27 protein-coding genes are annotated in these 21,838 nt (G+C 68.3%); 9 read left to right on the top strand and 18 right to left on the bottom strand.

All coding sequences use genetic code 11. From position 1 onward, the window contains the following. Positions 1-201 precede the first annotated feature (201 nt). Positions 202-741 carry an integrase core domain-containing protein gene (locus tag ACTWPW_RS52705; RefSeq protein ID WP_375119294.1) on the bottom strand — a complete coding sequence of 180 codons (540 nt, stop codon included), beginning with the start codon at positions 739-741 and terminating at the stop codon, positions 202-204. Positions 742-779: 38 nt separating this feature from the next. Further along, positions 780-1,334, bottom strand: coding sequence for a helix-turn-helix domain-containing protein (locus ACTWPW_RS52700; RefSeq protein WP_375119293.1), 555 nt, complete (start codon positions 1,332-1,334; stop codon positions 780-782). An 80-nt stretch (positions 1,335-1,414) separates the two neighbouring features. On the opposite strand from ACTWPW_RS52700, the gene ACTWPW_RS52695 reads away from it, so the two are divergent. Together ACTWPW_RS52695 and ACTWPW_RS52690 are read left to right on the top strand one after the other, a co-directional pair. After that, complete coding sequence (locus tag ACTWPW_RS52695; RefSeq protein ID WP_375119292.1) at positions 1,415-1,585, top strand: hypothetical protein; 171 nt, start codon at positions 1,415-1,417, stop codon at positions 1,583-1,585. Positions 1,586-1,667: 82 nt separating this feature from the next. Continuing rightward, on the top strand, positions 1,668-2,021 hold the full coding sequence (locus tag ACTWPW_RS52690; protein WP_185101836.1) for a helix-turn-helix domain-containing protein: 354 nt from the start codon (positions 1,668-1,670) through the stop codon (positions 2,019-2,021). A gap of 27 nt (positions 2,022-2,048) precedes the next feature. On the opposite strand, the gene ACTWPW_RS52685 is transcribed toward ACTWPW_RS52690, so the two are convergent. The 12 genes from ACTWPW_RS52685 to ACTWPW_RS52630 form a co-directional block, all read right to left on the bottom strand. After that, entirely contained in the window at positions 2,049-2,639 is a 591-nt protein-coding gene (locus ACTWPW_RS52685; RefSeq protein ID WP_185101837.1) for a ClpP family protease, read from the bottom strand. Then, positions 2,636-3,262 carry a ClpP family protease gene (locus ACTWPW_RS52680; RefSeq protein WP_357892696.1) on the bottom strand — a complete coding sequence of 209 codons (627 nt, stop codon included), beginning with the start codon at positions 3,260-3,262 and terminating at the stop codon, positions 2,636-2,638. Before ACTWPW_RS52680 ends, ACTWPW_RS52685 begins: the two co-directional genes overlap by 4 nt. 451 nt (positions 3,263-3,713) lie before the next feature. Then, positions 3,714-3,983 (bottom strand): integrase core domain-containing protein, encoded by a 270-nt coding sequence (locus tag ACTWPW_RS52675; protein ID WP_375119290.1) that lies wholly within the window; start codon positions 3,981-3,983, stop codon positions 3,714-3,716. Between the two features lie 87 nt (positions 3,984-4,070). After that, positions 4,071-4,805, bottom strand: coding sequence for a hypothetical protein (locus tag ACTWPW_RS52670; protein WP_443173376.1), 735 nt, complete (start codon positions 4,803-4,805; stop codon positions 4,071-4,073). Positions 4,806-4,902: 97 nt separating this feature from the next. After that, positions 4,903-5,070 (bottom strand): hypothetical protein, encoded by a 168-nt coding sequence (locus ACTWPW_RS52665; RefSeq protein WP_443173375.1) that lies wholly within the window; start codon positions 5,068-5,070, stop codon positions 4,903-4,905. Between the two features lie 354 nt (positions 5,071-5,424). Further along, positions 5,425-6,030, bottom strand: coding sequence for a hypothetical protein (locus ACTWPW_RS52660; protein ID WP_443173374.1), 606 nt, complete (start codon positions 6,028-6,030; stop codon positions 5,425-5,427). Positions 6,031-6,244: 214 nt separating this feature from the next. Continuing rightward, positions 6,245-6,541, bottom strand: coding sequence for a hypothetical protein (locus ACTWPW_RS52655; protein ID WP_443173373.1), 297 nt, complete (start codon positions 6,539-6,541; stop codon positions 6,245-6,247). Between the two features lie 67 nt (positions 6,542-6,608). After that, on the bottom strand, positions 6,609-6,896 hold the full coding sequence (locus ACTWPW_RS52650) for a GlsB/YeaQ/YmgE family stress response membrane protein (protein WP_375119285.1): 288 nt from the start codon (positions 6,894-6,896) through the stop codon (positions 6,609-6,611). 228 nt (positions 6,897-7,124) lie between these two features. Continuing rightward, the gene (locus tag ACTWPW_RS52645; RefSeq protein WP_443173372.1) at positions 7,125-8,096 is read right to left on the bottom strand and encodes a LysR family transcriptional regulator; all 972 of its coding nucleotides are present in this window, start codon (positions 8,094-8,096) and stop codon (positions 7,125-7,127) included. A 77-nt stretch (positions 8,097-8,173) separates the two neighbouring features. Further along, a complete protein-coding gene (locus ACTWPW_RS52640) occupies positions 8,174-8,371 on the bottom strand; it encodes a hypothetical protein (protein ID WP_375119283.1) in 198 nt (65 codons plus the stop codon). Between the two features lie 154 nt (positions 8,372-8,525). Further along, the gene (locus ACTWPW_RS52635) at positions 8,526-8,699 is read right to left on the bottom strand and encodes a CsbD family protein (protein WP_375119282.1); all 174 of its coding nucleotides are present in this window, start codon (positions 8,697-8,699) and stop codon (positions 8,526-8,528) included. A 310-nt stretch (positions 8,700-9,009) separates the two neighbouring features. Next, positions 9,010-10,071 carry an integrase core domain-containing protein gene (locus ACTWPW_RS52630; protein ID WP_443173371.1) on the bottom strand — a complete coding sequence of 354 codons (1,062 nt, stop codon included), beginning with the start codon at positions 10,069-10,071 and terminating at the stop codon, positions 9,010-9,012. Positions 10,072-10,411: 340 nt separating this feature from the next. Between ACTWPW_RS52630 and ACTWPW_RS52625 the strand changes: the two genes are divergently transcribed. The 6 genes from ACTWPW_RS52625 to ACTWPW_RS52600 all read left to right on the top strand — a co-directional run bounded on the left by ACTWPW_RS52625 (position 10,412) and on the right by ACTWPW_RS52600 (position 16,159). Further along, on the top strand, positions 10,412-10,564 hold the full coding sequence (locus ACTWPW_RS52625; RefSeq protein ID WP_176993608.1) for a hypothetical protein: 153 nt from the start codon (positions 10,412-10,414) through the stop codon (positions 10,562-10,564). Positions 10,565-10,679: 115 nt separating this feature from the next. After that, positions 10,680-11,843, top strand: coding sequence for a hypothetical protein (locus tag ACTWPW_RS52620; RefSeq protein WP_443173370.1), 1,164 nt, complete (start codon positions 10,680-10,682; stop codon positions 11,841-11,843). Next, entirely contained in the window at positions 11,840-12,940 is a 1,101-nt protein-coding gene (locus ACTWPW_RS52615; protein WP_347701904.1) for a JmjC domain-containing protein, read from the top strand. The genes ACTWPW_RS52620 and ACTWPW_RS52615 overlap by 4 nt, the downstream gene beginning before the upstream one ends. Then, a complete protein-coding gene (locus tag ACTWPW_RS52610) occupies positions 12,937-14,151 on the top strand; it encodes an arginase family protein (protein WP_111180077.1) in 1,215 nt (404 codons plus the stop codon). Before ACTWPW_RS52615 ends, ACTWPW_RS52610 begins: the two co-directional genes overlap by 4 nt. Further along, complete coding sequence (locus ACTWPW_RS52605) at positions 14,148-15,563, top strand: MFS transporter (RefSeq protein WP_443173369.1); 1,416 nt, start codon at positions 14,148-14,150, stop codon at positions 15,561-15,563. Before ACTWPW_RS52610 ends, ACTWPW_RS52605 begins: the two co-directional genes overlap by 4 nt. After that, on the top strand, positions 15,527-16,159 hold the full coding sequence (locus tag ACTWPW_RS52600; RefSeq protein ID WP_443173368.1) for a 2OG-Fe(II) oxygenase: 633 nt from the start codon (positions 15,527-15,529) through the stop codon (positions 16,157-16,159). Before ACTWPW_RS52605 ends, ACTWPW_RS52600 begins: the two co-directional genes overlap by 37 nt. On the opposite strand, the gene ACTWPW_RS52595 is transcribed toward ACTWPW_RS52600, so the two are convergent. Both ACTWPW_RS52595 and ACTWPW_RS52590 read right to left on the bottom strand, forming a co-directional pair. Further along, positions 16,137-17,381 carry a tyrosine-type recombinase/integrase gene (locus ACTWPW_RS52595; protein WP_443173367.1) on the bottom strand — a complete coding sequence of 415 codons (1,245 nt, stop codon included), beginning with the start codon at positions 17,379-17,381 and terminating at the stop codon, positions 16,137-16,139. The two genes, ACTWPW_RS52600 and ACTWPW_RS52595, sit on opposite strands and share 23 nt — an antisense overlap. Before the next feature lie 227 nt (positions 17,382-17,608). Next, positions 17,609-18,817, bottom strand: a complete 1,209-nt coding sequence (locus ACTWPW_RS52590) for a plasmid pRiA4b ORF-3 family protein (protein ID WP_443173366.1) — start codon at positions 18,815-18,817, stop codon at positions 17,609-17,611. 94 nt (positions 18,818-18,911) lie between these two features. On the opposite strand from ACTWPW_RS52590, the gene ACTWPW_RS52585 reads away from it, so the two are divergent. After that, positions 18,912-20,210: a hypothetical protein gene (locus ACTWPW_RS52585; RefSeq protein WP_443173365.1), complete on the top strand. Its 1,299-nt coding sequence runs from the start codon at positions 18,912-18,914 to the stop codon at positions 20,208-20,210. A 98-nt stretch (positions 20,211-20,308) separates the two neighbouring features. Here the strand turns inward: ACTWPW_RS52585 and ACTWPW_RS52580 are convergent, their stop codons facing one another. Together ACTWPW_RS52580 and ACTWPW_RS52575 are read right to left on the bottom strand one after the other, a co-directional pair. Further along, entirely contained in the window at positions 20,309-20,734 is a 426-nt protein-coding gene (locus tag ACTWPW_RS52580; RefSeq protein ID WP_443173364.1) for a hypothetical protein, read from the bottom strand. A gap of 447 nt (positions 20,735-21,181) precedes the next feature. Beyond that, a complete protein-coding gene (locus ACTWPW_RS52575) occupies positions 21,182-21,679 on the bottom strand; it encodes a tyrosine-type recombinase/integrase (RefSeq protein WP_443173363.1) in 498 nt (165 codons plus the stop codon). Positions 21,680-21,838 lie beyond the last annotated feature (159 nt).

Genomic DNA, 21,838 nt, shown 5'->3' with positions numbered 1-21,838 from the left:
GGGGACGTTGGTGCCCGTCGGGGTCCACTGCTTGCGCGCGGGGGACCGGTAGAACTCGATCAGCCCGCCGTACTTGTCGGCGTTCTTGGCGAAGTAGTCGCTTCTGATGTCGGAGTCACGGATGAAGGTCAGCCCCTTGATCGACTTCTTCAGCGAGACCGTGTGCCGCTCGAATATTGAGTTACGTGGCTTGAGCTGCGGTTATGCGGCGTGATGGTATTCGTTGATCACGCCGGTGACGACGGGTTTTCGGCGGATGGATCGCAAGTCGTTGAGGTCGGTCACGTCTCGGGAGGGTTGCGTTGCGATGTCCGGGGGCCGTTGTTGTCTGGACTGGTGCGGCCGGTGCCCGTTGTAGTGGATCAGATACTCCTGGAGCACGCGGGCCAGGTGGCGTTCATCAAGGATCAGGATCCGGTCCAGGAGTTCGCGGCGCAGGGTACCGATGACCCGCTCGCAGATCGCGTTCATTCTTGGCGTTCGCGGCAGCGTGGTGACCGGCCGCAGCCCTTCAGCTTCGAAGACCTCCCGAAAGGCGGAGGTGAAGAGCGGGTCTCGGTCGTGGATCAAGAACCGCAGCCCGGCAATGCGGTCACCCAGATCTGTGGCCAGGTTGCGGGTCTGCTGCGCCGTCCATGCTCCGGCCGGGTGCGCGCTCACTCCGGCCAGGTGCAGTTTCCGGGTGCCGTGCTCGATGAAGACAAGCACATACAACCGTTGGAGCAGCACGGTTTCGACCACGAGGAAATCGCACGCGATGATCGCGTGGGCTTGCGCGGTCAGGAACTGCCGCCAGGTCGGGCCGGCCCGACCTGGCGGGGCGCGGGATCGATACCGGCGGCGTGGAGGATCTCCCACACCGTGGAGGCCGCGATCGCGTAGCCCAGGCGCGCCAACTCGCCCTGGATTCTCCGGTGGCCCCAGGTCGGGTTCTCCCGGGCCATTCGAACGATCAGTGCCTTGACCGGCCGGCGGGTGCAGGGTCGGCCGGGGCGTCGCCTGTCGGTGAAGGTCCATTTACGTGCCACGAAATCACGATGCCAGCGCAAGATTGTCGCCGGGGTGACCGGGAACACCTCCGCCCACCGGCGGCGGTGGATCAGTCGCGACAACGCTGCAAGCCAGAGCCGGTCGACGCGACCCCACCGCGGCTGACCGCCGAGCTGACGGCGGAGCACCTGGTTCTCATGACGGAGCACCAGCAGCTCAACATCCTTGGACAGATCGGAGCGGACCAGCACGGTCAGCAGGCCGAACAGGCCCCTCACCAACCGGTAGACAAACGATAAGAGCACCTCGCGATGGTCGCAGCGACCGCCTTGATCACGCAGCAAAACCCCAGCTCACAGTACGAAACCGTATTTGCGAGCGGGACAGCATCCGTGTGGTGCTTACCGCACCTCAGGCTCCTCGGATGAACGCGATCATGGAGAGTTGGGTGGGCAGCGTACGCCGCGAACTACTCGACCGGATCCTCATCATGAAGGAACACCACCTGCGCAAGCGGTGCTCACGTGGCTGGTCTTCGGCTTCACCGAGTGGTCGCCGCCGTGACGACCGCTCGGTGAGCGCGCGAATGGCCTGAGGCTGGGCAAGGGTAAGCCGAGACGGTTCTGCTCTGCGCGAAGCCGGCAGAACTCGAACGCGCCATCGACCTATGGTGAGGTATGGCCTCATCCATGCCGTCGCGTCCAGCGATCAATCGGACCGCCCCCGAGCCGTCTCCGGCTCGCGAGCCGCTGTGGCGGCAGGTGCTCGGTGAGCGCTTGAGAGGGCTTCGCCATGAGCGGGGCGAGAAGTTGAGCGAGACGGCAAGCCGCGCCGGAGTCTCGCCGCAATATCTCTCCGAGATCGAACGAGGCGTCAAGGAGCCGTCGAGCGAAATGATCGCCGCGGTCGCCGGGGCGCTGGATGTGACCCTGGTCGATCTGACCCTTGCCGTTGCCGAGAGTTTGCGGCCTGCTCAGCAGGGCGCGTCGAGAGGTGCCACCTGCTCGGCGGCGTATGCTCTGGCCGCGTAGCGCGGCTTGCCGGGGTTGTCCACGGGCCTATGAACGCTCCTCGATGATCTGATCGAGGAGCCCGTACTCCAAGGCCGCGGTAGCGGTGAACACGCGATCGTGATCGGTGTCGGCGCGCAGGGTCTCGACCGTCTGGCCGGTGTGCCGTGACAGTATGCGCTCGATGTCCGCCCGCACACGTACGACCTCGTCGGCCTGCAAGATGAGATCGGGGATCGCTCCGCGTCCCTGGGCTGCCGGCTGGTGCAGGATGATCCGTGCGTGGGGGAGAGCGGCACGTTTGCCTTCGGCGCCCGCGGCGAGAAGTACGGCACCCACCGCGACGGCCTGTCCCACACAGGTCGTCGAAACCCGCGGGCGGATATGGCGCATGGTGTCGTAGATCGCGAGCATCGCGCTCGGGTCTCCGCCTTCGCAGTTGATATAGAACTGGATCTCAGCCTCGGGGTTGTCTGATTCCAGAAAAATCAGCTGCGCGATGAGAGCATTCGCGACGCCCGCGTCGATTGCGGTGCCCAGGTAGACGATCCGCTCGGTGAGCAGGTGCGAGTAGACATCCATGATCCGCTCGCCACGAGGGTTCGAGGCGATGACGTTCGGGATCGTATATGTGGTCACTGGCCGACTCCTTGGGTGACGCCGAATCCGAGCCGTGGGCGGTTTTGTGGCGCGATTTCGTCGAAGTTCTGCACGATGGCGTCGATGAAGCCGTAGTCCAGTGCTTCCTGTGCCGTGTACCAACGATCGTGCAGAGAATCCTCGAATATGCGCTCGACAGGCTGACCTGTGTCCTCGGCAATCAGACCGAGCACCGTGTCGCGCGTATGCCGAAGGTCGCCGGCCTGCAGTTCGATGTCGACCGCGGTGCCACCGATTCCCGCCGAGCCTTGGTGCATCAGGACTCGTGAGTGCGGTAGAGCGCGGCGCTTCCCACGGGCCCCCGACGACAGCAAGAACTGCCCGGCACTGTAAGCGATACCCAGGACGAGGGTCGATACGTCACAGGGAATGAGGCGCATGATGTCGCGGATCGCAAGCATCGACGGGACCGAGCCACCCGGGGAATGAATCCACAAGGCGATATCGGACGACGCATCCTGCGTGGCGAGTGCCATCAGCTGGGTGGCCAGCAGTGTCCCATTGTCGTCGTCGAGAGGGCCGTCGAGAACGAGAACACGCTGCTCATAGAGTTCGCGTCTCATTCGTGGGTTGAACAGCGGAAGTTTCGATTCTTCGCTCATGCGTCCATCTTGTGAGGCGATCCGGACCGGCGTCGACACGATCTGCCTGGGGCAGATCTGCTCTGAGCAGCGAGGGCTGCTGAGCAGGGACAGCGCGATTACCGGCCGGTTCGGGGAGCGCGGTCCGGCTGCCGGGCCGGGATCGATACTCGTATGGGTATGCATGGCCAGGACGGTTTCGTTCGGCTCCACTTGTCGAGCCGAACTTGTGGATCGTCTGGGCACTGATGTCCAGGCCGCGAGCCGGCTCGTGACCGTGCAGCCCGCCTCCAGCAGGTCCGGCCTCGAGTACGCGGCGATTACCAGAAACGTGAGTGGGGCCGGCCCCAGCGAGCTGTGACCTTGCGACCACGGCAACGCGACGGCTCGCTATGGCAGAGGCGACTGGATGCGATGGGCTCCGGTGAGGCGCTTGCCGAAGTTGCGGGTGCCGATTAATCATCCGGCCAGGTCAAGCCGCATGCCGATACTCCTTCAGGATGCCTCCAAGTCGATCACGTCGATGGATGTCGAGCACCGTGATCTGGACTGGGTCAGCGTTGGGAATGGGAAGCGGTCGGAGCGGAGCTGCCTGGCAGAGAGCCCGATGCGGCCGGTGTTCGTTGTAGAAGGTTTCGAACTCGCGCAGCGCGTGCAGAAGGTGGTGCTGGTTCCAGATCAACGTCCGGTCCAGCAGTTCGCGTCGGCAGGTCTGGATCCACCGCTCCGTGATTGCATTCATCGCGGTATCCGGACACCGCTCTTGACGATACGTAGTCCGGCATCGGCCAGCACCGCGTCGAAGGCCGCGGCGAACTTGGCGTCCCGGTCAACGGATGAGGAACTTGGCCGAGCTACCCATATCTTGCAGGTCCATGGCGAGGTTGCGGCCGAGTTGGGTGACCCACTGACCGGTGGGGTGGGCGGTGACGCCGAGGACGCGGATACGGCGGGTGGCGTGCTCGATGACCGCTAGAACGTACAGGCGGGCACCGGTGAGGGTGCGGACTTCGAAGAAGTCGCACGCCGGCAAAACATCTGTCTGGCTGCGTAGGAAGGTGGGCCAGGTTGTGGCGGTCCGTTCGGGAGCCGGCTCGATGCCGTGTGCTTTGAGGATCTCCCACACGGTGGAGGCGGCGACCTTGATGCCGAGCGCGGCCAGCTCACCGTGAATACGCCGGTAGCCCCACGAGGCGTTCTCCCGTGCCAGCCGCAACACCAGCAACTGTATGGACCGGATGGTCCGCGGACGTCCACGCCCGCGAGGCGCGCTGGCCGCGGCGTGACGGCGTCGCAGCAGATCGCGGTGCCAGCGCAGGACGGTGTCCGGCCGGACCAGCAACACAAGGTGCCGGAGTCTCTCCGTGGGCAGGCGGTGAAGCAGCCCAGCGAGGAGGAGCCGATCAGTCGGCGTGAACGCGGGCTTGGTCACCTGCCGCTGCAGCACCATCAATTGGTGCCGTAACACCAGGATTTCGATCTCTTTGTCCCGGTCGGTTCGGGGGAGCAGTCCCAGGAACGAGAGGGTGGTCGTCACCGTGAGGTAGGCCAAGCGCAATAACACGATTGACCATCATGCCGTGCGCGGCGCGCGCGACGGGAGCGGGAGAGAACGCATCACCTCCATGACCTGCACGGATGAATACTCGGCACCCGCAGGGTTACCGGGTCGCCTGCTCGTCGGCGAGTGGCAGCAGCCGGTGCATGATGTCGCGGTAGGAGCGCAGGGCCAGTCTCAGCTGCTCGGTGTCGTGGTCGCCGGTGTTCTTCCACAGGTCCTGCAGCTCACGGATGCGGCTTTCCAGCGCCTGGTGGACCGAGGCCGTCATCTCCTGCAGGAGCGAGTCGGCGCGTTGTACCGCATCGCTGGGGTCATCGACGAAGCACGACTGAAGGTCGCGCCAGCGGTCCTGGACATCGGCCGGGACGCTGCCGAGCAGAGACGCCGCCGGAGCGGGCGATGCCGGGACCGATGCGGGGGCGGCTGGTCCGTCTGGTCCGTCTGGTCCAAGACGAGCCGGTCAGACAGTGCCCCCGGCTGGACATCGTCGTTGCTGTGGTCGTCGTTGTGGTCGTCGCTGTCGCGTGTGTCGGCGGGTACGGGCCGGAGCGGCGATGTGTCGGCGACTTCGTCGGGCCGCTCTTCGAGGCGTTCGGGGTCGTTGCGGATGTCCATGTCACCGTCACCTTTGCTGGGAGTCGTCGGTGAGTGCTGGTTGCTCATGGCGGGCTTCGGCCGGGTGAGGGTGGGGCTCGTCGCTGTCGTCGAGGAGTTCTTCGAACAGCACGCGGTAGTGCATCATGGCTTGGCGCAGGTCCTCGGTGGAGGCCTCGGCCGGGGCGACACGTCTGCTGATCTCGTGGGCTTGGCGGTAGTGGTGCAGGGTGCGGCCGTGCACCACCGACAGGTCGGCGAGTTGCTGCTCGAAGTCTTCGGTGGGATATCCGCGGTCAGCCATGGCGGCCGTGACCAGCTGGTCGGCCTCGGTGACGGCCGGCCCCGGCGCGTCGACGAACCGCTCCTGGAGCGTGGCCCAATGCTGGGCATAGGTCTGCCGGGAGGCGGGGGTGAGCGGCGTGATGTCGAGGGTGGCAAAACGTTTCTCCCGGGCGCGCATTTCTTGCTCGGCCTCGCCGCGGCTGTCTTGTTCGTTCATGACACGTTCGTATTCGGGGCCGAAGCGCCAGCGCAGACGCTGCCGGCGCTGGCGCAGCAACACGTAGCCGATGGCCAGCGCCAGGACCACCGCCACAGCGACGGCCACCCAGAGGATGGTCACGATGGACATATCTGCCTCCTGGAGATGTCGATGCCTTCGGCACACACCGGCCAGGGCGGGCACAGGCAGCGGGTTGGACAGGTGCCGACGGCCGACGGCCGACTGCGGCACGCCGGGACCGATGGCCCCGGCTGATCGGCTCCGGATCTTCCACCGGGACTGTGCGCCGTCCCCGCCGCCGGTAGGCCCGGGCCGTCCCCTGCTGCCTTGGCGCTTTCCCTTGTCAGAGGCGACGATCGTCCGGGGCTCGGCGGTGACTCTGTCGGCCGTCGAAGTCGGGCGGGTCTATCAGGGTGGGCGGCGGCCGGTCGTCGATGACGTCTTGACGGCTGCGGACGGTGGACTGGCTCCAGCGTGATCGGGTGCGCAGCAGCAGGGGCAGCAGCAGCCCGGCGGCGCCGCCGAGCATCAGGATGACCCCCACGATGCGCAGGTCGAGGCCGCCCACCGAGCCGTCGGCCAGAGCGAAGGTGAGGACGGCGCCGACGACGATGACCGCGATGGCTGCGGCGATGGGCATCACGCCTCACCCCCGCCGTGGCAGGCGCGTGAGCTCGGGGACGGGTTGCGCGGCACGCTCGGCGTGGTCATCGGCGGCCCGCCCAGCGTCGGCCGGTGCGTCGGCCGGTGAGCAGGTTGTAGGCGAGCAGCAGGGCTGCCGCGCCGGCGATGGCGCAGACCCAGGTGGACAGGTTGAAGAAGCCCTTGATGCCGGAGACGTGAAATACCTCGGTGGCGACGAAGCCGCCCAGCAGTGCGCCGGCGATGCCGAGCACGAGGGTGATGATCAAGCCTTGCTGGTCTTTGCCGGGGACCAGCGTTCTGGCCACCACCCCGGCGACCAGTCCGAGGATGATCCAAGCGATGATGCCCATGGCCGTACTCCCTGTGGCGGTGCATCGATGTCTGCGCAGGATCGGTCTTCCGGACCGGTCGAAGCAGGGGGCCGGCCGCCGCGTGATCGCCGGGGCCGACTGTCGCACTTGTTCATCCCAAGCCAACACCCACCCCTGGAGGGTGGAAACAGGCGATCGGGGAAGGATTCATCTCCAGAACTGATCACCCCGGCTTCGGGGGGCCGTACGCCGCTCAGCGTCGGTGCCTCAGATCGGCTCTTCGCTGTGGCTGGCGGCCGGCGGGGCTTTTTCGCTGGGTGCTGGTTCGGTGGGCGGGGCGGCGGGTTCCAGCCAGCCGAGCCGCCCGGCGAGCTGCCGGGCGCTGTTGACGACGGTGGCGATGTGGGGGGAGGCGTTGGCGTCGTGCCACAGCAGTGACCAGGGGTAGTGCGTGGTGGGTACGGTCAGGGGCCGCCAGGTGGTGCCCGGCCGGTTGGAGGTGCGGAAGGAGGCGGGGACGCAGTGCACGCAGCGGTGCTGGAGTACGAGGTCGGCGGCGGCGCGGGTGCTCTCGACCGTTCCCTCGTAGATGGTGGGCGCGAAGCCGACGCTGCGGCACAGCTCGATGACGAATTGGTTGAGCTCCGGCGTCTGGGATTCCTCGCCGAGCAGCAGGAGTTCGTCGGCCAGGGCGGCGACGGGTACCTCGTCGAGGTCGGCGAAGCGGTGGTCGTCGGGGATGAGCACGCCGAGCGGGTCGAGTCTGATCAGCTTGGAGGCCACTTCGGCCGGGGTCTGGGAGACGTGGCCGATGGCGATGTCCAGGCGCCCGTCGGCCAGTTGCCGGTACTGCTCGGGGGTGCCGGCTTCGACCTGGTGGATCGTGATATCGGGGTGATCGGCTTGGAGCTGGCGCAGAATCTGCGGCATGGTGTCGTAGCCGGCGTCGATGATGCCGGCCCGCAGCGTGGGCGCTGAGGCGGCGGCGTTGCGGGCGGCTTGCCCTGCTCGCTCGACGTGGTCGAGGATCTGGCGGGCCTCGATGAGGAAGGCGGTGCCCGCCGGGGTCAGGTCGACGCGGTGGGTGCTGCGGTCCAGCAGCCGCACGCCCAGCTCGCGCTCCAGCCGCTGCACCTGCTGGCTCAGCGCGGACTGCACGATGTGCTCGCGGGCGGCGGCCCGGCCGAAATGCAGTTCCTCGGCCAGGGTGACGAAGTAGCGCAGCTGGCGTAACTCCATGCTCGCCACTCCGTCCTGTCGACCGGCGCCGAGATGGCCGTCTTGCGCCACTGTAGGGCCTGCGGACGAGTCTGGCTCTATTTGCTCGGCTGGGGTGTCTGGCAGGCGATCTTCGGGTTCATGCCGAGGTAGTTCAGCGGGCCGGCCAAAATCGTCACGCCGATGGTGGCCACCTGGTTGCAGTTGTCGACCTTTCCTGTGTAGTAGCCGCGCTGGCCTGCCGCGATGGCCCCGGCGATCAGCCACACGATCAGTAATATCGATGCGATACGCATCCGGTTCGGGCCTCCAACTGCATCAACTGTGCGGGGGGGGGGTGTCGCAGACGAGAAGCGGCACACGGGTGTGGTGGAGTGCGCCAGCATCTGGTCGCCTCGGCTCGCGGGGCTTTCGCTGTCCGCCCGCCCGGGCGGACAGCGAAGGCATGGCTCAGCGTTTGAGGGCATCCTTCGCCTTCTCGCCGCCCTGCTTCAGATGGCCCATGGCCTGACTGGTCTTGCCCCCGGCCTGCAGGCGCTTGTTACCGGTGGCCAGGCCGAGGCGCTGCCTGGCCCAGCCTTTGACCACCTGTGCCTTGTTTTTGATCTTTCTTCTCAGACTCATCGTGACGTCCCTTCACCGCGCTGGTCGTGGTCATCGCCCGGGAGATCCATTGATCGGTCTCACCAGCGGCCATCACCAGGTCCGGGCGGGCGTCGGCCGCGGTCAGGCGGCTTGGAGCCCCAGTCTCCTCCCTGGCCTGAAGTGGGGAAACAGGCAATGATCCGTCCGGTTATCACCGGGGTCGATAACCACGGGCCGGGAGGACGCCGTTCACACCGCTCGCCCGTCGACGTAGCACCAGCGCCAGGGCGTCTGCGTGTGCGGCGCCAAAACGCGGATACTGCTGCTGAGCTGGGCGTTTGCCGGGTGATCAGGCTGCTCTGTGGTACTTGTTGATCAGACCTGCGACGGTCCTTCGACGGTGGATCCGGGAAGTCATGTCGATCACCTTGCTGGGACCGTGCAACGGCGTGCGAAGCGAACGGCCCTGATGCGGGCGATGCTGGTTGAAGTGGTGTTCGTACTCGGTCAGGACCTTGCGCAGGTGCCGCTCACCATGGATGAGCAGGTGATCGAGGCACTCACGGCGTAGCGTTCCCACGAACCGCTCCGCGAACGCGTTCGCCCGTGGCGACCGGACGGGCGTCTTGATGACCCGCACGCCATTGGCGGTGAACACCTCATCGAACGAGCGGGGGAACTTGCCGTCACGGTCTCGGATGAGAAACCTGTAGGCGTCGGCGCGTTCGCCCAGGTCCATCAGCAGGTTCCGGGCTTGCTGGGTGGTCCATGCGCCCGTTGGGTTGGAGGTGAGGCCCAGCAGGTGCGCGCGGCGTGTCTCGATCTCCATGACGAACAGGACGTACAGGCGTTTGAGGAAGACGGTGTCGACGTGCAGGGAGTCGCAGGCCAGGATGCCGGAGGCTTGTGAGGCGAGGAACTGTCGCCAGGTCGGCGCGGTCTGGCGTGGCGCTGGGCCGAGGCCGGCCGCGGTGAGGATGCGGCGGATGGTGCCCTCCCCGATCTGATGGCCGAGGCCGAGCAGTTCCCCCTGGATCCGCCGGTGCCCCCATCGGGGATTCTCCCTGGTCAGCCGGATCACCAGCTCACGCAACTCGTCCGGGATCGGCGGACGTCCGGTCGCGTTCGGGTACGTCCAGCGTTGGCTGGCCAGCTGTCGGTGCCAGGCCAGCAAGGTGCCCGGCGTCACGATCCGATGGAGACGTAGCTGCGTGGGCAGCAGCCGCGCCAGTGCGGCCGGCAGCGCCCGGTCGGCCCAGTCTGGTCGCGGCCGGGCGACCTGACGACGCAGGACGGCGACCTCATGACGCAGCACCAAGATCTCCACGTCCTTGGAGGTGTCGCCCCGCGCGAGAAGCGCCAACCAGCCGAACAACCGGACCATCAGCAGATACAGCAGGCGTAGAAACACGAGTGCCGAGGATAGAAGGCCAGGTCAGATGCCATGGACAGTTTTGGCACCGCACAGGGCGACACCTGAGCCGTCAGCAGCCGGTGGCGGCGTGAATCGAAGACGCCGGGCGGCAAGGGTCACGGATTCGCCCGGTGAATGTCCGGAGAATGCCCGGTCGGTGACCTGGGCGAACGCCCTTCCACGGGTGAAGACTCAGCAATAACACCTCTCAGCGGCACAAGAAAAGCCGGAATGCCCGTGACGCTGCGGCACGGGTTCTCCCGCGGTTCGGAGCCGCTGATTCCTGTTACCGGGTCCGTGCACGTCGCGGGCCCGCGACAACAAGAAGGGAAGTCACATGGAAATGACGTCGCACAACGAATTCGACCGGCACGAAGGGCGGGGCCCCGTTCTCGTCGACATCGCGGACATCATCGTGTCGGAGGAGTCGGTCGCCGCTCTGCAGGACCGGCAGCTCTGGATGCGGCCGCAGCGGGACGTCGGTCACTGATCCGCAGGCCGGTGGGCGCGGGACTTCTCTGAGCACAGGACGGGTTCCCGCGTCCACCGGGCTGGTCAGGCGGCTTGACGGGACCATTCACCGCACGATTCCGGAGGTTTGAGATTTGCTGGACGAAGGTACCTGGCGGAAACTCTGCGAGCGGGACGGGCCGCATTTCGCCGAACGCGTGCACATTCCCGGCCTGATCCGCGAACCGGACGTTCTCGCGGAGCTCGTTCTCGGCGCTCTCCGGGCCGCCACCACCAGAGTGGACGGCGACGACACGGATCTGCCCGCCATGAGAGCGTTCCGTGGCACCTGCCTCGACTATGACGCCTCGGAAAAACTGGTATCGGGGGCGTTTTCCGGGCGGTCCGCGGTACATTCCTGGCTTTCCGCCCGCACCGGAAAGGACGACATCTGCCTGGCGATCAACGGCCTGGACTCCTGGGATGCCGAGCTCGCTGAGCTTCTCTACACCGGCTTCGTCCTCCCGCTCGAATCGGCGGGCGTTCCGCTGACGAGAGGGGTGGACTGGTACTGCTTCGTGGCCAGTTCCGGCACCACCCCGTTCGGCGTGCACACCGACCCGGAGCCCTCCTTCATCTTCCACCTCGGCCCGGCGGCGAAGACAGCGTGGACCTGGCCAGGGGTGAGCCTGCCAGCACTCGGCCAGGGGCGCCCGCACACGCTGGACGCGGAGCCTCTTCTGCCGTCGGCGGACAGCGTCCGCCTCGCGCCCGGTGACTTCCTGCTGATCCCCGCGGGGATGTACCACCTCTTCCGCAATGACGGCCCGTCGCTGTTCCTGGGGCTCACGGTGTATCCGGAAGATCCCGGGCAGACCGCCACGGACGCGCTGTTCCACCAGATGCGCCGCCGGAACGCCCAGCACCCGGAACAGGCCGGCGGGGATCCGGTCGCCGGCGCGATCGACGCCTTCAAGGACGCCCTCGGCGACGACGGCGTCGAGCGGGCCGTGCGGCGGCAGGCGATGCTCCGCCGGTCGTGCGGGTACGGCTCGCCGCCCCGGTTCCCCGGCAGAACCAGCGATCAAGGTCCACCCTATACAGTTACCCGCCTGCCGGTCGTGATCGCCGACCACAGCGTCTTCGCCCTGGGAAGAGAGCTCTCCGTCGATCTCGGTGAGCTGGCCCGCCTGCTGAAGCCCGGCGCCCTCGTCGGCGCCGACGAGCTGCGCGACGCGGCCACCACGCCAGAGCTGCGAGCCGCTGTGCGGGCCCTGGTCCGCGTGGGCGTCCTTCGGAGCGTTGGGACACAGTCATGACACTGTCGTGGGAGAACATCGTCGACGCGCTCGGCGGGGAGTCCGTCTGGCGCAAGTCGTTCGGGAACGAGCTTCTGGCCGGCCGGGTCCCGCAGGGATCGTGGCGCGCGTCGCTCGGATGGGGCGTCATCGACCACATCATGAGGACGACCACGATCGAACCGCTGATGATCCGCTTGTCGTCCGAACCCATGGCCTATCCCGGCACCTACATCAGCACGCGGATCGACGGCGGCGACATCGTGCACCGCAACTGGCGTTACGGCGCCATGGTCGAGTACCTCCGCTCCGGCGCGACCCTCGTCGCCAACAGGGCCGACCGCATCCACGTGGGCCCTGCTCGCCTGCGGGAGGAGTTCGAGTACTTCGCCGACGACCCGGCCTGGGTGAACTGCTACGCCTGCTGGACGACGCAGTCAGCGTTCGGCCGCCACGCGGACGGCCACGCCACGGTGATCTTCCAGGCGGAGGGCAGCAAGCGCTGGCGGATCTGGGAGGGCTCCGGGCCCGGCGCGCGGCTGATCGAGGAGGCGGACATGCACGCCGGCGACGTGTGGCACATCCCCCGGGGATGGGACCACGAGGCCACCGGCATCGGGCCGAGCCTGCACTGGACCTTCGGCCTGCACGCGTCCACCCCCGAGGACCTCGCGCGGACCGCGCTGGACGCCTGGTCCAACCGGCCCAGGACCGAGGGGACGCCCGATGACGGCGGCGAGCTCGACTCCCTCATGACCGCCCTGGCCTCGGACGTGCACCGGGCGCGGGAGGTGCGTTCCGCGCAGTCGCTCGAAAGGCGCGAGGGCCTGTCGCTGCCGTGGTCGGTGGAGAGCGTCCCGTACACCGGTACCCGGCTCAGGTGGGCGTCCCGGTTCCCGCCGCTGGTCGAGGCCGGGGACGGCCTGATGGCGATCGAGAGCCTCGGCGTGCGGCTCAGGATCGACGGCCGTCTCGCACCCTGGATGAACGAGTGGTCGGCGGGGCGAACCACGCTGCGCGATGACACGGCGGCCATCGCCCTGACCGACGCGGAGATCGACCAGGCGCTTGACTCGCTGGTCCGCGCCGGGCTCCTCCTGGTCGAGCAGGCCCGGTGAGCCTCGCCATGACGAGCGTGGACCAGTCCGGGGCCCCGTGGGTCCTCAACCCGGCGTTCCGGATCCAGGGCGGCGACCTCGTCAACGAGGCCGAGGGCACGCGGCTCACCCTGACCCCGCCCCTGCGAGAGCTGTGGGAGCTGGGGGAACGCCGTGACGGCGCGCCAGCGGTGCGGCTCACTGAGGAGGCGGAAAAGGCCCTGCGCAGGATCCGCCTGATCGTGCCGCCGGACGCCTCGGCGGCGGCGACCGGCGGGCTCGCGCGGACGGCCGGGACCCCGCTGTCCCTGCCCGCGGGCACCAGGGCCGCCGCGGCCGTATGGGGACTGATCGGAGCGCCGGTGGACCTGGGAGGCCCTCCCGGCCCCCGGCCCAAGGACGCCGTCCCCGTGATCCGCCAGGCCCTCGCGGGCAGGTTCCGGCTTCTGGCCCAGCCGGGCACCTGGTCGTGGACGCTGCGGGCCCGGCCGGCCGAGGGACTGCCCGGCCTCGTGGATCACGGTGACCTCGCGGTCCATCCGCAGACCGACACGGGGGCGGCGGCCCACGAGCGGCTGCGGGCCCTCGTCGGCACCGTCCTGGCGCAGGGCCACCGGCCTCTGGTGATCGGCGGGGACCACTCGATCGGCTACCCGGTGATCAGCGCGGTCGCGGGCAGGCATCCGGCGCTGCGCGTCGTCCACTTCGACGCGCACGCCGACCGCCGCCCGGCCGGGAACGCGGTCACCGCGGACTGCGGGAACTTCGTCAGCTGGGTGCTCTCCGAGCATCCCCACGTCGAATGGCTCACCATCGGCGTGCGCGGCGTCGACACGAACCTGGACCAGGCCACGAACGGGCGCGTCTCCTACCTGACGGCCGACGAGGCCCGCGCGCCGGAGGCGGCGGACACGATCGCGCGGTTCTGCGCCGGCGCGCCCGTGCACCTCACAGTGGACATCGACGTGCTGGACCCGGCGTACGCTCCCGATGTCGTCTACCCCGCCGGCGGCGGTCTCGACCCCGCGACTCTGACGGCCCTGGTACGGAGCGTCGCCGCAGCGGGCCGCTTGGTCGCGAGCGACCTGGTGGAGGCGTGCCCCTCTCCGTCCGGCCGCCACCTGACGGCCGCCCATCTGGCCGATCTCGTGGAGACCGTCCAGCTCGCGGAGGCGGGGCAGGTGGTGGGGCGGGGCTCGCCGGTGAACAATTTCGCCGGAGAAGACGCATGACCGACGCTCCCGCCGTACCCGGCTCGCCCCTGTCGTCGCCGCTCTACAGGGTCTACCTGGCGGGGCAGGCGGTCTCACAGCTGGGGGACGGGGTCGTCTCGGTCACCTTCGCGTTCGCCGCCCTGGCCGTCGCGCCCGACGGGCGGGGCATCCCGATGGTGCTGCTGGCCCTGTGGCTGGCGAGGTTCGTCTTCATCGCGTACGGAGGCAGCCTGCCGGACCGGGTCGGGCGGTTGCCGGTCATGTTCGGCGCGGACGCCGTCCGCCTGGCCGCCCAGGTGTTCCCGGCGATCACCTTCGCCCTCGGGAACCCGGAGCTCTGGCACCTCGTCGTGTCCGCGGCCGTCTATGGCGCGGCGACGGCCTTCTTCACGCCGGGCGCCGTCGGGCTGCTCCCCGAGCTGGTCCGCCCCGCCCAGCTGCAGAAGGCCAACTCCTGGCTCGACGTCGCCGGGGACACCGGACGGATGGCCGGGCCCGCGCTCGCGTCGCTGCTGGTGGTGGTGGGAGGCGTGCCGCTGGCGCTCTTCTTCGACGCCGCCACCTTCGTCGTCTCCCTCGTCTCGCTCGCCTGGCTGAGGCGGCTGATCCGGGCCCGGCCGCCGGAGCGCGGGCCCGCCGAGGACGATGACGGCGGCGCGGGGGAGCGCGTGCGGTTCCTCGACGCGGTGCGCGTCATGCCCCGCCTGCCGTTGGTCCTGGGCGCGATCCTCGTCTGGGTTCCGGTGCAGGTCGGGCTGGCCTCGGTGAGCGTGCTCGGACCGATCACCGTGCAGGACAGGTTCGGGAGCATCGAGCAGTGGGGCGTCATCGTGACGTTCCTGGCCGCGGGCGGGCTGTTGGGAGCGCTGGTGAGCGGGCACGTGCGCGTCGAGTGGCGCGGGGTGCTCACCGTCGCCCTGCTGGTCGTCTCGATGCCGGTGCAGCTCCTGGCTCTCGCGTACGGCCGGCATCTGGTCGTGGTCGCGGGCGCCCTGTTCCTGGCGGCTCTGGCGGCGGGGGTCGCCGGGGTCGTCTTCGACACCCTCGTGCAGCTCACGGTCCCCAAGCCGATGTTGTCGCGGGTCGGATCGTTCGAGACGACCATGACCACGGCGATGGTGCCGCTGGGCTTCGTGATCGCGCTGCCGCTCGCGAACCTGGTGGGCCGGACGGCGTACCTGGCCGGGCTGGCGGCCGTCATCGTCGCCACGGCGGCGGCGGTGCTCGTCTGGGCGGTCCCGCGTTCGGGGCTGCGGGACCGCGCTCTCGAGCACGGCGCCGGTGACTCGGCGTGGCAGGGGGTGCCCTCGTCGACCTCCCCGGGATCCGGTCGCGAGGGCGGCCGAGAAGGCGAGGCGGAAGGCCATGTCCAAGGAGATCAGGAGGCGCGAGCGTGGCAGCTCATGACGGATGGACCGCCGAGGCCGTGACCCTCGTACAGGGGCGGCGGTTCGTGGTGGTCGACAACGCCCTGTCCCCGGACGCCCTGGCCGCCTGGCGGGAGGAGGAGCGGGCCGTGCAGCACCGGCCCACCTTCAGCTCGGTCGATCCGATGTTCGACGGAGTGGCGTTCTACGCCGACGCGTCGTACGCCTCCGCGAAAGCCGGCGAGGAGCACGCCGGAGAGGTGATGTCGGCCGTCAGGAGGGGCCTCGACGCGCTCGGCGTGACGGCGGCGGACAACGACCGGTTCAAGTTTTGGCGGTACGGCCGGGGGTCCGGGCTGGACTGGCACGACGACGGGAGCGGCCGGGGGGCGGCGTACACGCTCTACCTGTCGGGCGAGTGGCGGGCGACGTGGGGCGGCGAGCTGGAGCTGTTCGACTGCCCGGTCGGCGAGGTGCCGTGTGCCGAGTTCGACGTCCCCAAGGACCTGATGAACGCTCCCGTGCCGGCCACGTCCATCGCGCCCCGGCCGAACCGGCTCGTGGTGATGGTGGCCGGCACGTTCCACCGGGTGAGGAAGGTGGAGGCGGGCGCGGGCGACAACCTTCGGCGCTCCATCACCGGCTTCCTGACTCCCTGACGCGCCCCGCCAGGAATGGCGGCGGCGCGGCCGGTGTTGGGCCCTGGGCATGTCCGACGACAACGTAGAGTTGCGCCAGTACATCGAGCAGCAGAACCGGCCGCTCGCTGAGCTCTTGTCTGAGCTTGGACGCTGCTCGCAGCACCAGCCGGGCGGTCTCCCGGGCGGCTTGGTGGGCCACCTCCGGCAGCACCGAGACGTAGGTGTCGGCGGTCAGCACGATGCTGGCATGCCCCAGCATCGCCTGCACCACCTTCAGATCGGTGCGCGCGGCCGGCGCCAGCGTGGCGGCGCCGTGCCGCAGGTCGTACAGCCGGACCGGCGGTTGCCCAGAGACGGCCACCACCCGGCATCCGGCGGCGCTCTTCGGCGGCCCGACCACGACCTGACCGTCGGCGTGCACACGCTGCTGCGCCACCGTCAGCTCGGCGGCCTGCAGGTCGGCATCCGTCCAGCGCAGCCCGGCCAGCTCGCCCCGGCGCAGACCGCGCAGCGCGGCCAGCCACCACGCGGCATACAAACGATCCTGCGCGATGCTGGCCAGGAACGCCGCGAGCTGTCGTTCGGTCCAGACCGCTACCGCCGGACGCTTTCCGGTCTGCTGCCGCCGGGCGGTCCGCCCGGCGGTCCAGACGACCGGATGCGGTCGGCGGGGATGGGGGAGTTCGGCGCCGTGGGCCGGGTTGATGGGGATCAGCCGGGCGCGCACCGCCGCGTTCAGCGCGGTGCGCAAGGTGGCGTGGATCCGCACCACGGTCGCGGGCGAAAGATGGCGGCCGGTCGGTGAGGGATGGGACGCCAGCGTCGCGAGGAGGCCGTTGACGTCGCGCGAGGTGAGCTGGTGGAGCGGGATCCGTCCCAGCTGCGGGATGAGGTAGAGGCGGATGTGCGTGGCGTAGCCCTGCCGGGTCGACGGACGCAGGGCGTCCTTGCTGGTCAGCCAGCGTGCCAGCCATTCACCGACGGTGCATCCGGCTCCTGCGCCGTCGCGGTCGGCGGTGGCTAAGGCACGACCTGCCGTCTGCGCTTCCTCGGGGTTGGCGTAACCGCCCTGGCGGATGCGCTGCCGCTGCCCGTCCAGGCCACGTGCCTGCACCGCGAAGTACCAGCTGCCGTAATCGTCATCTATCGGTAGACGCGGACACGTCACCCCTCGCTGACGTCCCGTTGCCGTATCCACACAGCCGCATCGTCTGCTGACCTGCACCCGAGTCTTTGCCATCTGCGCCACCTCCGCCCCTAACGGTGTGCGACGACAGACGCTTCAGCTAGGGCTCGCCTCCGACCAGGGATGCCCCAGGTCAAGTGTCCGAAGGACGGGAAGGCTCCGTGGTGCGGCGGTCGGTGTTGCCGCGATAAGTCCCAACCGGGCAGACCAGGGGCCGTTGGCGTGCGGGGCGAGTGCTGTGGCGGGGAGGCCCGCGGGCTGCATCTGAGATGCGCATCTGATCATCTGGCCGAGGCCAGCGCTCGGCGAGCGGCTTCAACGGCGAACTTGGCCGGGTCGAATTCCTGCGCGCTGTCCAGACCGGCCCAGCGGACATATTCATCATGTTCGTCGTGCTCGGGATCGGCCAGCACCAGACGGAAGTATGCGTAGCCTCCGATGCCGCCGACGTCTTCTGGCGGGCAGGCGCCCTCCCCGCCCAACAGCACCGGGTAACGGACTCCTTCCTCCGCGGTGAGGATCTCCTCCAGCACGATGTCGTGCCGCCAGCTGTCACCCAGGTCGTATTCGTACTCGATGGCTGCCCTGACCTGTGCGAGCACCTCCGCCAGGGAGGTCTTCTCCTCGTCCACAACGTCCAGATCCCACTCGCGGGACGGTTGGCCGTACAGGAAACCGCCGACCCTGAACAGGTGGAGATGACTGTCCTGCCAGCCCATCGCCGTGACCAGGATGTGGTGCAGCCTGGCGAGCGTGATCCCGGGGGAGACGAGCAGGCGCCGCCAGATCACCGGGTCCGCGCTCTCCTGGAGCGTCACCCGGATCTGGTAGATCGGCTCTCCCGGTGCGGCTTCGCCCAGGCTGCGCCGTACGGTGGTCACCGCGGCCGGGGTCAGGGTCGCCGTCTCTTCCGTGAGCTCCACCACGCCCAGCCGGGCCAGGACGGTCAGCAGCCGATCGATGTCCTGGTCGGCCATTCGCCGTTGCACTTGCGGGTCGCGCATCTCGTAGTAGGGCGATGCGATCTGCCAGGCCAGCTCCCGCAGATCCGCGAGGGGCACCGGTCCGCCGTACAACCTACGCTGCAGCGCCGGCCAGATGAGCGCGAACTCCTCGCCGACCAGGGACGAGTACCAGTAATTCTTGGGGAAGAGCGCCTGGCTCATCTTCCCCAACGCCGTGAACGACGCTTCCCACAACCGCTTCGGGTCGTTCAGCAGTGGCGCCGCCTTCTTCACTGGCAGCAGCCGTCCCTTGACCACCCTGACCAGCCCGGTCGCTACGGCCCATTCCACGATCAGGTTCAAGCCGGGCAGTTCGGTGCTGCTCTTCGTCCGGAACACCCGGTCGCCGATCTTCGGGTCGATCTCGTCGCCGGTCTTCAGCAGCGCCACCAGCGTCCGCGCGTCCGACAGCGTCAGATTCCCCGTCTGGGTCAGCTTCCGGCCTTGGCCCACCCACTCGGTGAACGCTCGCAACTCCTCTTGCATAGCGTTCAGAGTATGGCGCGGCGTTCGGCCTTAGCCGCCCGCGCCGCGTGAACAAGCCCTTCCTGGCCCATGGACACCCGTAGGATCGGGTGCCGTGGCGAAGAAGCGGAGAGCGAAGGCGAGCCCCACGCGGGGAGTCAGTGGCAATCCTGCCCGGCGCGCGGAGCAGCTCGCCGCCCGTCAGTCCGCACCCGACCCTCGTTCCGGGCTGTTGGAGTCGCTGCTGGGGACTGCTGGGGATCAGTGGTGGCCGGACTCCCAGGAATCGATCATCGGTAGCATGCCTGACCTGCCCGCCCACTCGCCGCTGCGGCTGGAGAACGCCGTGGTCGACCTGGTCGGCGAGGAAATGTGGACGCGCACCCAGACCGAGACCATGGGTTTCCACTGGAACCAGTACCTGGCCTCGTTGGCTGACCTCGTCCGCGACGAGATCCAGATCGCAACGCGCACCGGCGGGCAGATGGACGACCTGTGGCGACTGCTGCACGGGCTCGCCGCGATGACCCCGCCGCCCAGCGGGGAGATGCTGCGCCGCGACCCCGATCTCGCCGTCCGCGAGGCCATCAAGGACACCACGACGGCCTTGACCGAAGCCGGCATCGCTCCCGGGTGGCCCAGCGAGATTCTCCGGGCCGCTCCGGCCGGGGAGCCACTGCTGCTGACCGACGCGTACGGCTCGCGGTGCGCGCTACTGGCCCCCTTTGCCTGGGGTGAGCAGAACCCGCACTGGTACTGCTGGGACATCGACCGCTGCACCGGAGACCGGGTCGTGCACGCCGGCGTCTTCGCCTCACCCCGGGAAGCGCTCGCCGAGTGGCGAGCCGTCGTGGGGTCCCACGCGGCACCCGCCTCCGCCGAGCCGGTGCCGTGCGACCAAGCCACCGCCCGCGACCTGCTGGATCCGCTGTGCCGTTCTGACTTCCTGGATGCCATGCTGCTCGGCATCGAGTCGCAGCAGCTCATCGCCGAGCATTTCCGCATGCGCCAGCGCGCCCGCGCGCTCTGCGACTCGTTCACCGTCGCTCCCGAACCCAAACCTCAGCACGACCTGAACCCGATCATCGACGACTTCGCCGCCTGGCTACGCGATCGAGATGACCGCAGCCCCGAACGGGAAGACATCGCCACGCTCGCCGACAGTTGGTCGCGCCTGTCCGGGCCCGGCTACTATGCCTGCTCCCCGCATCGGATCGAGCACGCCGTAGTCCTCGTCGCGGACGGGTACATCGAAAAGTACGCCGAGGCCGTACTCGATCTGCTGCCGCAGTGGGTCGAATGGTGCATCGAGCGCACCGGCCTGACCGGCGAACTGGCAGAGCGATCCCGCCGGGCAGCCGCGAACAATCGGTGGGACGGATCCGACAGCATGGACCTGCGCCGCATCGAATAAGGCGGACCGTTGCAGCTTTTCGCGTGATGTGGTTCAGGGACTGAGCGGCGGCAAGATATATGGTCAGGAGCTGATCGCCGAGGGGCAGAGACGCGTTCTCACGGGTTTGCGCCTTCCGGTTGAAAATTGCGCGAGCGTGGGGTGCTGGCTGTCTTGAGTGCGTTCAGCAGGCGGCCGAAGGCGCTCAGGTCGGCACATCGGATCAGGCGAGCGTAGGTGATCGGCTCCGTGCCGGTGTGCAGTCTCTTGGGGAATCGGCGCATGTTCGAGCCATGCCGTAGGGCGGACTGGACCGTGAGGCCGTGTACGGCATGCAGCGGGGTTACCTCGGTCTCGGGGTGAATCATGACGGCGATCGTGTTGCGAGGGGTGCGCTGCCGGTCGAGGTAGCACGTGATGTGGCTGTCAGGATGACTTAGTTCGCAGTAGTACTTCACGAGGTGGGTGAGGGTGAAGCCCCAGTCGTCGGCGACATCGACGAGGCGCTGCTCGAAGTACGTCAGGGGGTGCCTAGCGAGGTCCATTCGGCCTCCTCTTAACAGTCGCCAGGCTATCCATTATGGTCGTTCGGGTCCCTGGGGGTGAGGGATGCCGCCGTGCTCGGTGCGTGCTCGTACGCCCCGTCACACGTCGTCAGGACCCGGCATTGCCTGACGCCCAAACCGCGCTGAGGTGGCAGGAACCGTCACTCAATGGCATAGCGCGGCACTTAAAGATCTTGCTTCTAATCCGACGGTCGCAGGTTCGAATCCTGCAGGGCGCGCTTTGATCATGGTTTGACCTGCGGCTTTGCGGGATCGGACGCGTTCTAGAATTTTCCTCTAGCGTTTGCGTGCTCCATACGTGCTCGCCCGCACCAACCCCGCACATTCCATGATCCATTCACCACCTCCGACTCCTGCGGCAAGCGACCGGCCCCGCCTCGCCGCGAGCAGGCGGCGAACGCGGGGCCGGACGTTTAATCCGACTGTTCAGCTCCTCAGTGAGATGAGTTTCCCGGCCTCAGCCTGGCTTTCCTCGCCGAACAGCAGGGCGGCGGTCTTCTCGGCCGCCGCCGTGGCCACCTGCGGATAGACCGAGGTGTAGGTGTCGGCGGTGAACGCACTCGAGGTGTGCCCCAGCGTTTCCTGCACCACCTTCATCTCCACCCCGGCCGCCAGCATCAGCGAGGCCGCCCCGTGGCGGAGATCGTGCAGGCGGATCGGCGGCAGGCCGGCCAGGTAGGCCAGCCAGAGGAACTGATCGGAGACGTGCTGGGGATGCAGACGGCTGCCGTCGGGCTGGGTGAAGACGAACCCAGTGTCGGTCCATGCCTCGCCCATGGCTAGGCGCTCCTGGCGTTGCTGCTGCCGGTGGGCGCGCAGGACTTGGGCGGTGTCGGTGTCCAGGGCGATGATCCGGACCGAGGCGTCCGTCTTCGGGGTGCCCTCGTGGACCTCCCAGGCCAGCTGCACGAGCTGCCAGTTCACGGTTACTGAGCTGCCCCGGGTTGGTTGGAGGCTCCCAAGACTGGAAGGCTGGGAGTCGTGCCCGCACCGAGGAAGTACCCCCAAGAGCTGCGCGATCGCGCCGTCAAGATGGTGTTCGACCTGCGTGAGGAGACCGGAGGCAAGACCGGGGCGATTGCC

This window comes from Nonomuraea sp. KM90 (assembly GCF_052246675.1).
Lineage (GTDB): Bacteria > Actinomycetota > Actinomycetes > Streptosporangiales > Streptosporangiaceae > Nonomuraea.
This window is presented reverse-complemented; position numbering and strand designations above follow the sequence as displayed.